The organism is Microbaculum mangrovi, assembly GCF_051390635.1.
Taxonomy (GTDB): domain Bacteria; phylum Pseudomonadota; class Alphaproteobacteria; order Rhizobiales; family Tepidamorphaceae; genus Microbaculum.
In genome coordinates, this window is record NZ_JBPODT010000002.1 from 355,828 (window position 1) to 371,397 (window position 15,570).

Annotated in this window: 12 protein-coding genes; 7 read left to right on the top strand and 5 right to left on the bottom strand. The window is 65.0% G+C overall.

The window, feature by feature from the left end; all coding sequences use genetic code 11:
• Positions 1-71: 71 nt before the first annotated feature.
• On the bottom strand, positions 72-1,409 hold the full coding sequence (gene wecB, locus ACSF9G_RS08115; RefSeq protein ID WP_436640323.1) for a non-hydrolyzing UDP-N-acetylglucosamine 2-epimerase: 1,338 nt from the start codon (positions 1,407-1,409) through the stop codon (positions 72-74).
• A gap of 205 nt (positions 1,410-1,614) precedes the next feature.
• Between wecB and ACSF9G_RS08120 the strand changes: the two genes are divergently transcribed.
• Positions 1,615-2,577, top strand: coding sequence for a glycosyltransferase family 2 protein (locus tag ACSF9G_RS08120; RefSeq protein ID WP_436642088.1), 963 nt, complete (start codon positions 1,615-1,617; stop codon positions 2,575-2,577).
• 2 nt (positions 2,578-2,579) lie between these two features.
• Complete coding sequence (locus tag ACSF9G_RS08125) at positions 2,580-3,539, top strand: glycosyltransferase family 2 protein (protein ID WP_436640325.1); 960 nt, start codon at positions 2,580-2,582, stop codon at positions 3,537-3,539.
• On the opposite strand, the gene ACSF9G_RS08130 is transcribed toward ACSF9G_RS08125, so the two are convergent.
• Positions 3,528-4,733 carry a glycosyltransferase family 4 protein gene (locus ACSF9G_RS08130; protein WP_436640327.1) on the bottom strand — a complete coding sequence of 402 codons (1,206 nt, stop codon included), beginning with the start codon at positions 4,731-4,733 and terminating at the stop codon, positions 3,528-3,530. The two genes, ACSF9G_RS08125 and ACSF9G_RS08130, sit on opposite strands and share 12 nt — an antisense overlap.
• 24 nt (positions 4,734-4,757) lie before the next feature.
• A complete protein-coding gene (locus tag ACSF9G_RS08135) occupies positions 4,758-6,203 on the bottom strand; it encodes an O-antigen ligase family protein (RefSeq protein ID WP_436640329.1) in 1,446 nt (481 codons plus the stop codon).
• Positions 6,204-6,527: 324 nt separating this feature from the next.
• On the opposite strand from ACSF9G_RS08135, the gene ACSF9G_RS08140 reads away from it, so the two are divergent.
• From ACSF9G_RS08140 to ACSF9G_RS08150, 3 genes are all read left to right on the top strand, one after another.
• Entirely contained in the window at positions 6,528-7,535 is a 1,008-nt protein-coding gene (locus ACSF9G_RS08140; RefSeq protein WP_436640331.1) for a right-handed parallel beta-helix repeat-containing protein, read from the top strand.
• Between the two features lie 669 nt (positions 7,536-8,204).
• The gene (locus ACSF9G_RS08145) at positions 8,205-9,398 is read left to right on the top strand and encodes a glycosyltransferase (RefSeq protein ID WP_436640333.1); all 1,194 of its coding nucleotides are present in this window, start codon (positions 8,205-8,207) and stop codon (positions 9,396-9,398) included.
• Positions 9,395-10,660, top strand: coding sequence for a glycosyltransferase family 4 protein (locus ACSF9G_RS08150; protein WP_436640335.1), 1,266 nt, complete (start codon positions 9,395-9,397; stop codon positions 10,658-10,660). The genes ACSF9G_RS08145 and ACSF9G_RS08150 overlap by 4 nt, the downstream gene beginning before the upstream one ends.
• A gap of 66 nt (positions 10,661-10,726) precedes the next feature.
• On the opposite strand, the gene ACSF9G_RS08155 is transcribed toward ACSF9G_RS08150, so the two are convergent.
• Complete coding sequence (locus tag ACSF9G_RS08155; protein ID WP_436640336.1) at positions 10,727-12,280, bottom strand: O-antigen translocase; 1,554 nt, start codon at positions 12,278-12,280, stop codon at positions 10,727-10,729.
• 579 nt (positions 12,281-12,859) lie between these two features.
• Between ACSF9G_RS08155 and ACSF9G_RS08160 the strand changes: the two genes are divergently transcribed.
• Positions 12,860-13,537, top strand: a complete 678-nt coding sequence (locus ACSF9G_RS08160) for a sugar transferase (protein ID WP_436642090.1) — start codon at positions 12,860-12,862, stop codon at positions 13,535-13,537.
• A gap of 345 nt (positions 13,538-13,882) precedes the next feature.
• Here ACSF9G_RS08160 and ACSF9G_RS08165 read toward each other — a convergent pair whose 3' ends face one another.
• Positions 13,883-15,229: a polysaccharide biosynthesis/export family protein gene (locus ACSF9G_RS08165; RefSeq protein WP_436640337.1), complete on the bottom strand. Its 1,347-nt coding sequence runs from the start codon at positions 15,227-15,229 to the stop codon at positions 13,883-13,885.
• Positions 15,230-15,393: 164 nt separating this feature from the next.
• Here ACSF9G_RS08165 and ACSF9G_RS08170 point away from each other — a divergent pair, with 164 nt between their 5' ends.
• Positions 15,394-15,567 (top strand): hypothetical protein, encoded by a 174-nt coding sequence (locus ACSF9G_RS08170; protein ID WP_436640338.1) that lies wholly within the window; start codon positions 15,394-15,396, stop codon positions 15,565-15,567.
• The last annotated feature ends 3 nt before the right edge of the window (positions 15,568-15,570 follow it).

A 15,570-nucleotide genomic window follows, 5' to 3' on the forward strand; every position in this document is an offset into this window, starting at 1 on the left:
CTGACGGGAGCCGCCCGCCGCCGTCGTGCCGCCGGCCTCGTCGTGCTCCTTGTCGAGCACCACACCTCAGGTCACTGCGCCATACGCGCTGCGGCGGGAATGTCGTCCACGACACGCGTGGTGTTTGGAACCGGCGGCTTGGAGGCGGGGCGAGGATCGATATGGGACGCGAAGTCCCTGGGCCGTCCGCCAAATCCGAAGAAGTGCTCGATCGCCGCGACGCAGCGTCGTGCCGCTCGGCCGTCTCCATACGGATTGACCGCCCTGGCCATGGCACCGTGGGCGCCCCCGTCCATCAATAGCTCGGAAACGCCGTCGACGATGGCCATTTCGTTGGTACCGACCAGCCGGACCGTTCCGGCGGTCACGGCTTCCGGCCGTTCCGTCGTGTCGCGCATCACCAGGACGGGCTTGCCCAGGCTCGGCGCTTCCTCCTGCACGCCGCCGCTGTCGGTCAGAACCACCGAGGCGTTGTTCAGCGCCATCGCGAAGTCGCTGTAGCCGAGCGGCGAGGTCACCACCACGTTCTTGAGCCCCTTAAGCGGTGGCAGCAGCGCGTCGCGCACGACCGGATTGAGATGGGCGGGAAGCAGGAAGACGGTGTCCGGGAACTTCCCGGCCAGCCGCCGGACCGATCGGGCGATCCGCGCCATCGGCTCGCCCCAGGATTCGCGCCGATGCGCCGTGACCAGAACGCTGCGCTGCCCGATGACCGGGGTCAGGTCCGGGTTCTCGATCGGCAGCTTTCGCGAAACCACGTCGAGCAAAGCGTCGATCACGGTGTTGCCGGTGATGTAGATGCTTTCGGCGGGTACGCCGTCGGCGATGAGGTTCGCCTTGGCGGTGGCCGTCGGGGCGAGGTGGACGTTCGCCAGGTTCGTCGTCAGCCGCCGGTTGATCTCTTCCGGGAACGGATTGTAGGCGTCGCCGGTCCGCAAGCCGGCTTCCAGATGGAAGACCGGCACCTTGTTGTAGAACGCGGCCAGCGCCGCGGCGAAACACGTGGTCGTATCGCCTTGCACCAGCACCGCATCGGGCAGCTCGGCGGCGATCGCGTCGGAAATGCCGTTCAGCACGCGGCTCGTGATGTCCTCGAGCCGCTGCCGCTCCATGATGATGTCGAGGTCGATGGCCGGCTTGATGCCGAACAGATCGTTGATCTGATCGAGCATCGCGCGATGCTGGCCGGTGACGGCGATGCAGGCGGAGAGGTTTCCGGAAGACTGCACGGCCTTGACGAGCGGTGCCATCTTAATGGCCTCGGGCCGCGTCCCGTAGACGAGCATGACCTTGCGGACATCTCCGCGGCGGGGCCGCAGCGTGGGCGTATTCTTGCCCAGGGCCTGCAGGGCGCTCGGCGGCAACGCCACCGCGCGCTTGTGGTCCGGGGGGCTAGAAGGCCGGTTCATCGTGACGGCGGTCCGATTTCTTCATATCGAACAGCCTAGCGGGCCCCATATCGGGCACCAGTTGCCAAGATGACCGTGGGGCAAGCAGTTTGCGACTACCCGCGGCACCGGAATTGATGAACCGCTACGCTTTTTGGCTGACTGGAAGCCGGCGACGGCGGCACGAATTATCGGCGTATGATCAAATAATCGGCGGAGAAGTCCGATCCAACCGTTTCCCGCGGTCAGCGTCATCATTCCGCATCTAAACGAGCCGGAAAAGCTGGCGGAATGCCTGCGCGCGCTCGATTCGCAGCGAGTCGACGGGATTTCGTTCGAGGTGATCGTCGTCGACAACGGGTCGCGAATCAGCCCCAAGCCCGTCTGTGCGGCGTTCGAGGGGGTACGGCTGGCGCGCGAGGACACGCCCGGTCCCGGCCCGGCGCGAAATCACGGGGTCGACCTGAGTCGCGGGGCGATAATCGCGTTCATAGACGCCGATTGCATGGCCGCCGAAGGCTGGATCGCAGGAATCGTCGGGTTTTTCGACAGCCATCCGGACATCGACGTGATCGGCGGCGACATAAAGGTCGCCTGGTCGGATCCGCGCCGGCCCAACGCCGTCGAGGCCTACGAGTCCGCCTATTGCTACCGCAACCGGCTTTATGTCGAGCGGCACGGATATGCCGCCACCGGCAACATGGCGGTGCGTGACGACGTTTTCCGGGCGGTCGGGCCGTTCGGCGGCATCGGCACCATGGAAGACACCGAATGGGGACAGCGCGCGACCACTCAGGGCTACCGCATAGCCTACGCGCCCGACGTGCGCGTGGTCACGCCGTCGTGCCGTTCCTTTGCCGAGCTCGTGCGCCGGTACGACCGGCATATCGCGCACGAATTCGGCGAATGGCCTTCGGGCCCGACGGCCATGGCGAAATGGGTCGCGCGTGCCGGCGTGGTTGCGGTGTCCCCGCTTTTCGAGCTTTTGCGGCTGGCCCGCCTCGCCGGATTGCCGGACTGGCGCGCGCGCGGTCTTGCGTGGGGCGTTGTCGCGCGCCTGCGTCTCTATCGCGCCGGCAGGATGCTCTCGATCGCTCTGCGCAACGATGCGAATGACGTGGTCGGCCGGTGGAACCGTGGCGATGCTCCCACCGGCAGCAATCCGGTCGAGATGTCCCGGAGGACGTGACGATGCACGCGAACCTGGGTTGCCGTCGGCTGGCGGTCGTCACCGTATCCTACAACAGCAGCGATGTGCTGACCGGATACCTCGACTCCCTGTCCGACGGGCTGGCGGGGGTCGATAATTGCGAAATCGTGGTCGCCGACAATGCATCCTCCGACGACAGCGCGGAGGTCGCAGAGGCACATCCCCTTCGCCCGCGGGTGGTGCGGACCGGCCGCAATGGAGGTTATTCGGCCGGGATCAATGCGGCGGTCGCCACGACAGGCCCGGACAGCGACATCCTGATCCTGAACCCCGATATCCGCCTGCTGCCCGGCACGGTCGCGCGTCTTCTCGACGAACTGGCCGATTCCTCCGTGGGCGTGGCGGTTCCAAAGATCTTCAACGAAGACGGGAGTGTCGCCCGGTCCGTGCGGCGCGAGCCTTCGCTCTCGACGATTTGGTCGGATTCCCTGCTCGGGACGAAGATCTCATCGTCGCTCGGCCTCGGCGAGCTCGTCGCGACGCCCGACCTGTACCGTATTGGCGGTGCGATAGACTGGGCGACGGGTGCCGCACTCCTGGTGGGCGCGCGTGCCCGCGCCGCGGTGGGCGCGTGGGACGAGTCGTTCTTTCTCTACAGCGAAGAGGTCGATTACCTGAGGCGCGTACGCGACCACGGGTTCTCGGTCCGCCTCGTTCCGGACGCCCAATGCGTCCATATCGGCGGTGCCTACCACGAGAACGTGGAGCTCTCCGCGCTGATGACCAGGAATCGCATCCGCTACTTCCGTCGTTACCACGGCCGCGTTGCCACGGCCCTGTATCGATCCGGGCTCCTGGTTGAGGGCGGGCTGCGATACGTGCTTGGCCCGGGGCATCGCGCCGCCTTTCACGCGGCGCTGACGACGGTGGCGACGTCGTCTGAGCGCCCGGCCGGCACCGGCGCTTTCGCGCGCCTCGCCGACGAAGGCTCAGGATCCTGAAGCCGCGATTTCCTCGAAGAGTTCGCCCATCCGGTCCAGTTTGGCCGGCCACAGCGCCGTCCGTTTGACGTGGCCATAGGCCGCCGCTCCCATGCGGCGGCGACGGGCGGGATCGGTGGCGAGTGTTCGAACGGCCTCGGCGACGTCGCGGGTAAGCGCCTCCGGCGTCGTGACCGAGAGCCTGATCGCGCAGTCGTCCGTGGTCGCCGCACCCGGTCCGCCACGGTCCACCACGATCAGAGGAAGGGAATAGCCCATAGCCTCCGGTGCGACATTGCCGCCGGGTTCGCGATAGCTCGGAAACACGAAGACATCCGCCTCGCTGTAGAACCGCGCGACCTCGGGCCTTGATTGCCAGCCATGCATCGTGACCCGGTTGCCCAGCTTCAGGTCGGCGATCATGGCTTCGCAGACGCCACGATCCGGCCCGTCTCCGACGACATCAAGCCGGACCGGAAGGTCGGTCGTGTCGGCCATTGCACGGATCGCCTCGCGAACGCCCTTGGTCCTGACGAGCCGTCCGACGAACAGGAGCCGGACCGGCCCGGACCGGTCCGAACGGTCGATCGGCTCCGGGATAGACCGTAGGCCCGTCTCGCTCATCGTCTCGAAACGGCGCAGGGAATACTCGGCCAGCAGATCCCGCACATAGGGCGCGATCCCGAGAACGCAGGCCGCCTCCTCGTAGGTGCGACGCAACATCGGGTCCCACCGCCGGCGCGTCGCGTCGAGCCCGCGCAGGCCCATGTACCAGGGCGCCGACGTGTCGGCGGATTCGAACCCCGCGGGATTGGGCAGGCCGCCGCCGACCGGGCCGATCACGTAGGGAATGCCGAGACCGGCGCAGGGGCAGGGATAGCGCATCGCCACCGGCACCGGCTGATGGGCGACGTCGAAATGGGTCTGCTCCGCCAGGGCGCGGCGGATCCACGCCCGCGCGCGCATGTAGAACGGTATGTAGCCGGGCTTCAGGATGCTGTTCAGGCGCTCGGCCCGGCCCAGACCCGGCGGCTCGCGCCACTCCACGATCTTGAGGCTGTCGAGCTGTTCCGATGCCGGTCTGGCGCCGCGCTTGTGGTAGGTCAGCAGCGTCACGTCGTGGCGCTGCGCCAACCCGTGTGCCCACTGGTAGGCCACCCAGGCTTCGCCGACGTCTTCGCCATCGCAAGTCGGGGCAATGAGCAGGACTTTCATGGGTCTCCGTCGCCGACGTGACGATTACTGCGCCGAGCGATCATGCCCGCGGAACGGGATCGGTGTGAAGCTGTGCATTCGCGTCGCCTCGTTCGACCTGGTTTCCCTGTTCGAAGCTTGGGACTGCTTGTAGTCCAGCACCCAGATACCGCTACCGATAAGGAAGATGAACAAGGCATAGGACGCATTCCAGAAGTGCACCGTCCAGCCGACCAGGAAGTAGCCCGTCATGCAGATCAGATAGGCCGTTCGATACGCCAGTACCTTGTCGGGAAGATTGGCCTTCAGCGCGACGGAGACGAAGCTCGAGAAGAACAGCAAGCCCATCAGCAAGGCCGCCGGGAGGCCGTAGAACACCGCATGGGTGAGCCAGAACATATCGATGCTCGGCGGCATCCAGTCGGGCCGCAGCCACTCTCCCAGCCCCGTGCCGAACCACGGGTGGTGGGCCACCGAGTTGGTGCCGAACTCCCAGATCAGGATCCGGAAATAGGCCGAAGCCGGATCGAACGAGAAATGCGTGATGTAGAAGGCGGGCACCGACTGGTTCGAAACGGCCGAAATCAGCAGCCACATCGCCACCACGCCAAGCAGCAGCAGACGCCACCGGTAGGGATTGCTTTTCAGCACGGTATCCCAGCCGACGAGCCCGAGTTGCGCGAACGCGGCGGTAATCGGACCGGCGGACAGGGACAGGAACGCGGCGAAGGCCACGAGTCCGGCTTTGAAGGCACGCTTCATCAGTGGCTGGCCGTAGCCGAGGACGAGAAAGGTCATCGCGACGGCGCTCGATGCGCATACCCCGTACAGAATCGGGTGTTCGAATACGCTCTGGACGCGCCGCAACCCCCAACGGGCCTCCGCCTCGCTCACCGGATAGCTCGGCATCACCGCGGAGAACAGCTTCATCGCGATGTTCACGTGCGTGAACGCCTCGATGAGTGCGAAGGGAATCAAGGCGATCACGATCCAGAACAGGACCCTGGCCATCTTGTAGAAGTCGTCCGGCGTGCGGATCAGGCATCGCGCCAGCAGATAGGTGCCGGCCGTTTCGATGAACAATATGCCCGACGGTTGCCAGGCGGCGGAGAAGCCGTGAAGCACGATCAGGCTGATCGCTCCCCATGCGCAGTAGAGCAGGACCGCGATGTCGGGCAGCCTAATGGAGCCGGCGCGCCCGCTGATCCACATCATCAGGCAGGGCAGGGTGGTAATGATCAGTACCAGCCGGTAGCCCGACAGGCGCATCGGCCCGATGTAGATTTCCCAGGGGACGAGCAGGCCAATGAGAAACAACACGACGAATATCGAAAGCGGCTTGCTGGCGGTGTGCGTCAGGTCGACCGGCCGTGCCCCACGCGACCACAGGCCGCCCGCGTCTGTCCCCTGCGTGTCGTCGAGGGGCTGCGTGCCATCGAGAGACGAAACGCGCGGGAGCCTTCGCTTGGTGAGGGCGGTTGAGGGCGTCATCGATCCGGTCTTATGTTCGAACTCCGCGACTATAGCTGGCGACGTCGATACGTGCTGGTCGCTTTAGGGAGGAACCGGACGCACGTTTGACGTAGCCCGGAGCGGGACAACCCGTCGTTTGTACGACCGGCGCCCCTCTGCGAGAGTGTCCTGCGCGGTGCCGGCGCGCCTCTGCTGCCGCAACGGAGGCCTGCCCGAAAAATGCCATTCCCTCCGCAAAATTTAAACACGCGGTCCGTCTAGCGTTAACCGTGAAGAGGCAGTCAGTAAGTAATACTGGAACCGGGGACCTTTGCGGGCGGGGAGCAGAGGAAGATCACAGACATGTATGCGGTAACGTGCTCGACCGGCAGGTTGGGAAAGCTGTGCGCCGGGCTATCTCCGGCTGTTTTGTTCACAGCGCTATCCTTCGGAGCGCCCCAAACAGCGGTGGCAGCCGAAGTGAAACTTGATTGTGCGCCGAAACCGGCCAGTTGCGGCTATCCCGGCAACAGAAACACCGGTCTGAAAAAGAAAATCGTAAGAAAAAGAAGGGACGGCCGGCGGATCGTAAGACGGGTGCGCTTCAAGACGATCCCGGATCAGGTCCGAAGCGGCCCGGGCTGGCACTGGGATTCGCGCGGCTTCGTTCAGATCAATGGGGACAAGACGGTTTTCCGGAATTTTATCGTAAAGGGAACCGTCGATGTGCTTGGCGACAACGTGCTCATCCAGAACGTTCGCGTGCTTGTCGGTGGAGAATCGTTCGGAATTGCGATCAGAAGGGCAGACAATACCAGGATCAAGCGGTGTCAAATTGGCCCGGCGAAAGATGCGCGCAGGCTGATGGTCGGCATCAAGGATATCTACGGCGACGCGCAGAATACGACGATCAGCCGCTGCAATATCTACGGAACGTCGACAGGCATTCAGATGGGGCGCGGCCGGATTATCAGGAACTTCATCCACGACCTGAGATATGAATCCGGCGATCATTTGAATGGCATCACGTCCAATGGATCGTCCGGCCATCTGCTCGTGAAGCGCAACACGATCTTCAATCCCCATGATCAGACCGATGCGATCGGGTTGTTCCAGGACTTCGGGATCGAGGCCAACAGAACGATCGTTGGCAATCTTGTCGCCGGCGGTGGCTATACGGTCTACGGCGGAGAAGGATCCGGCGACCGGTCCTCGTACAACATCAAGATCACGAACAACCGGTTCTCGAATATCTTCTACAGCAGGTCAGGCTATTACGGCCATGGAACCGCCTTCAATCGGCGCGGTAGCGGGAACGTCTGGTCGGGCAATTTCTGGGATCATACCGGCGGCACCGTTCCGGTGCCCTGAGGAGCGGCCCTGAGGAGCGGCCCTGAGGAGTGGCCCTGAGGAGTGGCCCCGAACGGCTTACCCGAACCGGTACCCCGCGCGCGAGCGGGGAGGGGGCAACGGACGATCGCAACGGTTTGGACGGTATCGAGCCTGGTGGCGTCCGGCCCCTCGCTTCTGACCCTGTTCGGCGGGTTGTCGTTGGGCAACGGTGGTCCGGCTAATCCATTCGCCGTCGGTCTTTCGACTTAAGGCGGAAATCAAATTTCCTTGATAGCCTAATTGCAGTGCCGGAACGCCGGGAGAAACGTTGCTTGCGGCTTGTTTCTTGCCCTAACGTCACAGTTGTGACTGAGAAATCCGTGTCAAAAAGCGGTTTGGTCGCAGAGTTCAAGCCCCTGGGACCTTCGGAGGGCGAGGCCGCCGGGAAGCGGGATCGTCGGAAAAGGCGTAGGTGTAGCTCTCGGTTTTACGAAGCACACGGCGATGGAGCGTGGTCAGGCTTCAGCGAGGTTAAAGAAAACGGTGACAGGCGCGCCTATGCTCGGAGCTGGGGGCGGATGCGATCTTCCGCTGCCCCTTGGTGAAGTCCCGGTTCTTAAGGGACGGTTCCTAGGAACCGGCGGTCGTTTGGGAACGCATCGTGGCTCGTCCGCCGATCGGATCAGGCGGGACACTGGGCGTTGATTGATGATGGCAAGTGCCGCGGTGCGTCGTGATCTCCCGCTGATAGTGGTTTGCGCAGGAACGTCCTGGGGCGGTATCCGCGGCTCGGATCACCATGTCGCCACCGAGCTGACCCGCTACGCCACCGTGCTGTGGGTGGATCCGCCGGTGACGTTTCTCACCCCCGTCCGTCGCAGGCAGGAGGTCGGCGCGGTGCCATGGCCAAGGCTCCGGCCCGGCATCCCCGGTCTGGTTCGGCTCACGCCCACGGCGATCCCCGGTTACACGCGCCCCGGCATCAATGCCACGACCGGCTTCCTGGTCAGGACGCAGATCCGGTGGGCGCTGGACAAGCTCGGCGCCACGCCGGCCGCCGTCATGGCGTGCTCTCTCGACGATGTGCTGACCGGCTGGGGCTCCGATGTCGTCCGCGTCCTCTACGGCACCGACGACTATGCCGCCGGCGCGGATCTGATGGGCCTGAGCCGCCGCGCGCTCCTGCGCAGCGAAAAGCGGCAGTTGGACAATGCCGACGTCGTCGTGGCGATATCGCGGGTCCTGTTCGACCGCTGGTCGGAGATGGGCGCGAATGTCCACCTCATTCCGAATGGCGTGCAAGTGGATGCCTATCGGAAGCTGGAGACCGTATCTCCGGCGCCGGATGTCGCCCTTCCGTCGCCCGTGGCCGGCCTGGTCGGCCATTTGTCGGCGCGGATCGATATCGATGTGCTCGAGGCCATCTCGGAGTCGGACTGTTCCCTGCTGCTCGTGGGCCCCTACAGTCCGACCTGGGAGCCGGAGCGCTTCGCCGCGCTGATCGCCAAGGACCGCGTGAAATGGGTGGGGCGGCGCCCGTTCGAGGAGCTTCCGGGCTATTTGCGGCTGATGGACGTCGGCCTGACGCCCTATGCCGACATTCCCTTCAACCGTGCCTCGTTTCCGCTCAAGACCCTGGAATATCTCGCCGCCGGACTTCCGGTGGTATCCTCGGATCTTCCGGCGACGCAGTGGTTGGATTCTGATCTTGTCCGCGTGGCAAACGGACCTGGCGAATTCGTTCGCGCCATAAGGGAAGCCGCCGGAGAGGCGTCGAGCGAGGACATGACGCGCCGCCGCCGCGCCTTTGCCGAAAAACACTCCTGGAAACGGCGTGCCGAGGAGATTGTCGCCGCGATCGGTCTGTCCCCCGCGGTGCAGACGCTGAGGGAAACGCATTGAAGGTTCTGGTTTTTCCTCATTCGATGGAGATCGGCGGGTCGCAGCTCAATGCGATCGAGCTGGCCGCGGCCGTGCGCGACAGGGGGCACGATGTCGCCGTTGTCAGCGGATCGGGCCCACTTGTGGATAAAGTCCGCGAGTTCGGCGTGGATCACATCCCGCTCCCCGATGAGTGGGGACATATGTCGCTTCGCACGCATCGTTTCCTGAAGAAGGTTATCCGCGACCGGGGGATCGACGTCGTTCACGGCTATGAGTGGCCGCCCGCGATGGCGCTGTATTTCGGTCCGCACCTTTTCCAGCAGGTGCCTCTCGTCTGTACGGTCATGTCGATGGCCGTGGCGCATTTCCTGCCCAGAACCATGCCGTTGGTCGTGGGGACCGACGATATCAGGAAGACGGCCGTCGCCGCGGGCCATACCGCCGTGACGTTGCTTGAGCCGCCGGTGGACACCGGCGCGAATGCTCCGTCGGTCGACGGAGCGGCGTTCCGGTCCGCGTACGGACTGGATCCGGACAAGGTTCTGCTCGTTGTGGTCGGACGCCTATCGAGCGAACTGAAACGAGAAGGTTTGCTTGCCGCTTGCGACGCGGCCGGCTCCCTGGCCGGGCGGGGGCTCCCCGTAGAGCTGGCCATCATCGGGGATGGCCCGGTCAGGGAGGAACTTGCCGAGCGGGCGCGGATGGCCAATGCGCGCGCCGGGAGACGCGCCGTAGTCCTGACCGGCTCTCTCATGGATCCCCGCGCGGCCTATGCCGCCGCCGACATCGTGCTCGGGATGGGCGGATCGGCCCTGCGCGGCATGGCGTTCGGAAAGCCGCTGATCGTGCAGGGGGAGCTCGGGTTCTGGCGGCTGTGCACGCCGCAGACTGTCGACGAATTCCTTGCCGGCGGCTGGTATGGATTGGGCGATCTTGCGTTTCCCGTCGGTGACGACGGGATCGCGGTGGGAGCCGACCGGCTATGTTCCGAGCTCGGGCCTCTGCTCGCCGACCCGGACCGAAGGCGCGCGCTCGGCGCGTTCGGCCGCGATCTGGTGGTCGATCGCTTCAGCCTCGCGCGGGCCGCGGACGTTCAGGAAAAGGTCTATGCCTCGGCGATCGCCATGCGGGATCGTGCGTGGTCGGCGGAGACGGCGCGGTCGGCCCACGGCCTGCTTGGCCATTATCTGCGGCGAAAGTCGCGATATTGGCTCGGTGCCGCGCTGAGCGAGGATTTCAACGCGATCGCCGCCCAGAAGAGATCCACCGGCGCCGCATAAGACGCCGCCCGGCAACGGCGGTGCCGTGACGCGCAGCGGACCAGGCATAGCGAACCGCACTGGGAGTCAGAGTGCCGACTTCAGGAACCGCGGCAGTTTGCGCACCAGGGCATGGTCCGGCCCCAGTATCGACAGCAGCGAGCGCAGGCAATAGACGCCGCATCCGATTGTGGTCACCGATCCTATCGCCATCGCCGGGACCGTCGGCAGCATCTCCGTGGAGGCGAACACGACGGCGGTCAGCGCCAGCATCGCCACGCCCAGACGGACGTTTTCGCCCGACCAGCGGAAGCCGGCGATCCTCCGCACGATGACGTAGATCAGAACGCTGTGCCAGACGTAGAGGCCGAAGAACGCCATGCCGGCGCCGTCCAGCCCGATCGCGCGGACGAGAACATAGGCCAGGCCGACATTGACGGTCGTCGCCGCGACCTCGGTCCAGAAGAAGATCTTCTGGGCACCGCGCGCCAGCACGATGAAGCCCATCGGCCAGGCGATGATACGCAGCATCATGCCCAGGCAGATCCAGCGCAGCAGGTCCGAGGCGGGCTGGAAAGCGGCCGAGTAGAAGACGATCATGACCAGCGGCGCGAATGTCAGGGTCGCGAGGACGCCCGGGGCCGCAAGCAGAAGGCTCACGCGCGCCTGCTCGTTGACCAGCCGGCCGCAGTCCTCGTCGGAATCGGCCACCGCCGTTAGCCTCGGATAGAAATCGACCCCCATCGACTGCAGGATGAAGCTGGCATAGATGCCGCCGAGCACCCACGCCGCCTGATAGAACCCAGCCTCGTCCACCCCCGAATTATGAAGAACGATAAGCCGGACCAGGTAGGCGGCGCCGGCGGTCAGCAGGCCGCTTGCCATGAAGGCGAAGCCGAGCTTGAGCAGCGGCGATGCCTCTTCCGCGATCTCCCAGATGCGCAGGCGCCGGGTCTGTATGCCGACCTTGCGTGCGTACCACCAGGATGTCAGCAGCGTCGCCGCCGCCATTCCGACCAGCGAGGGAACGATCCCGTCTTCGCCGAGCCAGTAAACGAGGGGGATCGCGATGACCGCGCTGAAGAACGCCGACAGCACGCCCAGTTTTGCCAGGTCGGCGACCCGTCGCATGCCCTGCAGCAGCGCGATCTGTCCGCCCGTCGCGATGCGCAGGCCCACCGCAATTCCCAGCATCGCGATGGCGCCGCTGCGCCACGGTTCGCCGAAGGTCAGGTCGGCCAGCGGTTGCGAGACCAGGACCAGCAGCACCGCGCCGGCGAGTCCCAGGACGAGCGAAAGCCTGCGCACGACGGAAACGGTTCGGGCAATCCCGGTGTCGTCACCCGATGATCGCACGCTTGCGATCTGCCGCACGCCGCTCTCCTGAACGCCCATTCCAGCGGCCGTGAAGCAGAGGTCCGAGAGCGAATTGAAGATGCCGATCAAGCCGACGCCGGCCGGGCCCAGCAGGACCGCCATGGCCTTCGCCCTGATGATGCCGAAACCGACATTGATCAGGGAGGATGCGCCGATCAGGGCCGTCGACCGGAGGATCTGGCCGTAGCTTTCGGCCGCGCTCCCAGTCGGTGCCCTTGATTCGGGTGCGCCTGATTCCGGTGCACGTGATTCGGTGACGGCCATCTACGCGCGCGCCGCCCGAATCGCGGTGGTGCGGGCGTGTTTGCCCGTGCTGACGGAGACGTGCATCGGCTGTCGGATTTCGTCCACGACCACCCTCAAGTCACAAACGGCCACGCCGAATCCCTCCCGGGAAAGGTCTTGGCCAACCCGGCGCAGATTGCCCCGCCGGCCCCGCGCGCGCGACTTGATCATCCGGCCAAAAAGCCGGGTTTCCGCTACCCCCTTCGAAATCACGCCGTCCCGGCCTCGCCGCAAACGAAAGCTCGCTCGGCGCCGGAGCGGGACCTGGGCCGGGGCGGCGGAACGGTCATTCCTCCAATTGGGTAAGGGGCAGCGTAAATTGGATAATTCACAGGTCAATTGCGTAGGTCCGGCAAAGGTTGCGTAATCAATTCTATTAGATGCAGTGACAAAAACCGCCTTGATATGCTCAAGAGCAGGCGGCGTGTTGAATAAAGTCGGCATAATTCATCGTTGTTGGATATTTGAAGCCGACAAATAAACGAATAGAAGTGAGTTGTTATACGGGGCATTGGTGTTTTGTAGAGTGGACCATAGGGGCGATCGGTGAGCACATCGATGAATACGGGGCCGGACACAATTGCGTTCGGCGCGAATCGATCTGGGCGTATTCTTCGAAGGTCCCGACGAAAGCGGTCCTACTCGCTGGCGAAACGCGCGCTGGATATCGGCGCCGTGCTTCTGTCCGCCCCGATTTCCATACCGGTTGTCTTGTCGCTGGCCCTGCTGGTCCGGCGCGACGGAGGGAAGGCGTTCTATTGCCAGGACAGGCTCGGCAAGAACGGCAGAACGTTCAAGCTCTGGAAGTTGCGGACCATGGTGCCGGACGCCGAGCGCTTCCTGGTGGACTATCTCGAACAGAATCCTGAAGCCGCGCGGGAGTGGCACGAGACACAGAAGCTGCGCCGGGATCCGCGCGTCACGCGGCTCGGCGAGTTCATGCGCAAGCATTCCATCGACGAGCTGCCGCAGCTTTGGAACGTGCTGATCGGCGACATGAGCCTAGTCGGGCCGCGCCCCATGCTGCCGGACCAGGAAGCCCTTTATCCCGGCCACGCCTATTTTCTGATGCGGCCCGGCCTCACCGGGCTCTGGCAGATCAGCGCGCGCAACGATGGCACGTTCGCCTCGCGCGCGGCCTATGACGACGCGTACGAGGAGATCAAGTCGCTGCGCGTCGATCTGGCGATCATGGTCTCGACGGTTGGCGTGGTCGTCCGCGGGACCGGCTTCTGACCCCTCTATCCGGCCGCGACCGGTCGCGGCCCGCCCCTCAGTGGGGCCGAATTCCCCTCCTCTAGGGCCGCCTCGCCGGGCCTCTCTAGCGCCGTTTCTCCAGCGCCGACTCGCTTGGCGCCGCTTCGCTGGCGCCCGTCTCATCGGCGCCCGCCTCTCCAAGCCCACGCGAGCTCCTGGAACGACCGCAGCCCCGTGTTGCGCGGGACGGGCGCGCTGAGCGGTCCGTTGTGGAGTTGCTTGCCTGTGAATGAGATTGGAGCTCTCAGCGGCGCGCGACCGGTCGCGACCGATGCCGCGACGTGGCAGTCGAACCGCGATATGTGACCCGTTAGACGGAGGCGGTCACGACGTGCCGGCCGGGCGGGGCTTGGGAAGCGGGACGGGGCCGCCGGAGGTCTGGCCCGACCGCGTTCCGGTCGACGGCGCGCCGGAAAGGAGCGAGCCGGGCTCGGTCTCGGAGGGGCGGCCCGCAGGCTCGACCTTCACGACGTCGCCAGGTTCCAGGTACGTCGATTCGCTCGCTTGCCGGGCGACCGGCTCGCCGGCCTCGTGCCGGACGATCGCGTACACGAGTTCGGCCTCCGCGCTGGTCTCCACCGGTGCCGCGCCGCCGCTGACTTCCATCAGCAGGCTCTCGACCGTGAACTGCCGCGATTTCACCCGGTCCAGCTCCGCGCGCGCGTCCCGCAGTTCGAGCGAAAGGTTGGTCTTCCTCTGGTCCTGAACGTTCAGCTCCTGGCGCCGGTTCTCGCTCTTGTTCTGCCTGACCTTCATCATCTCGGTGTCGTCGACCAGCCTCTCGACCTGCAATCCGGCGACAACCCGTTCGAGATCCGCCTGCCGCGAGAGCGTGGACACGCCTTTGCGGTAAAGCTCGGTCACGCCATCCAGCTGCTTCTGGGCGAGCGCGACCGAGCGGTCGCCAGCCTCGGCCCGCGCCTGGAGGGTGCTCAGCTCCTGATCATACAGGTCGTTCAGTTCGGATAGCGTGGCAAGCTGTCTGTCGGTCTCGTTCTCGCGCGCCGAGAAAATCAGCGTCTCGATATTGACGATCTGTTCGACCAGCGACCGGTTCGGATTCGCCGTTAGTTGGGGCGGAAACGTGATCTCGGCGGTTTCGGCCAGTTCCGCGTCCAGCCGGGCGATACGCCCGATCAGACGGAGTTCGTCGGCGCGCAGGATGTCGAGTTCGCCGGCGAGCGACAGGACGTCCTTGCCCCCGGGCTCGGCGGTCCGATACCGCCCGCCGCTGAGGGCGAGGGCCTGCAGCACGGTGAGGCCGGGGCGATAGGCGTATTCGCCGGGTTGGTTGACCGCCCCGACGACGTAGATCGGCGGGTATTCCACGACTTCGACCGTGACTTCCGGCGCGCTGAGAAGCCCGACCTTCTCCTTGAGCGCCAGCGCGATATGCCCCGCGATATCGGCACCGCTCCGGTCGGTCACGTCGACCGAGCCGAGGATGGGAAGCGCGAGCGTCATGTCCGGCGAAACGACGAAGGTGCCGCCGAGGGCGTCCCAGCGCTGATACTCGGCCTTGCTCGGGTTCCACTGGACGATCGTGACCTGCACCTTGGTGTTGGGCGCAAGCTTGAACGACGCCGCCACGCCCGGCGAAACGTTCGCGGCGAGGAGAACGCCGAAAAGCGCGGCGATGACGGCCTGGCGGATGCGAAACGGGAACCTCATCACCGACCTCGATGGTGGAACGCTGGGATGGTGGAATACCGGACCGGAATAAAAGCATTTTCCACGCGCGGGAGCGGCGTCTCAATTCGTCCGACGGCGCAGACGCAATGGGCTTGCGGTCCCGCCACATGGCTAGCCCCCTCCCCAAAAGGCGGATGACCGGGATGGCGGCTCGAACCTATGTCGTGGTTTTCTTCACACTGGCCCTCGGCGAATATCCAATTACCCAATCCGGCCAGCGACCCAATCCGGCCAGCGTCGGTTTTGGTTGGGCACGGCGGGTGTCCGCGGTCGCGGAATCTGCCGGCGCAGGAGCAGCGGCTTTTTTCCGCAAGTAGATC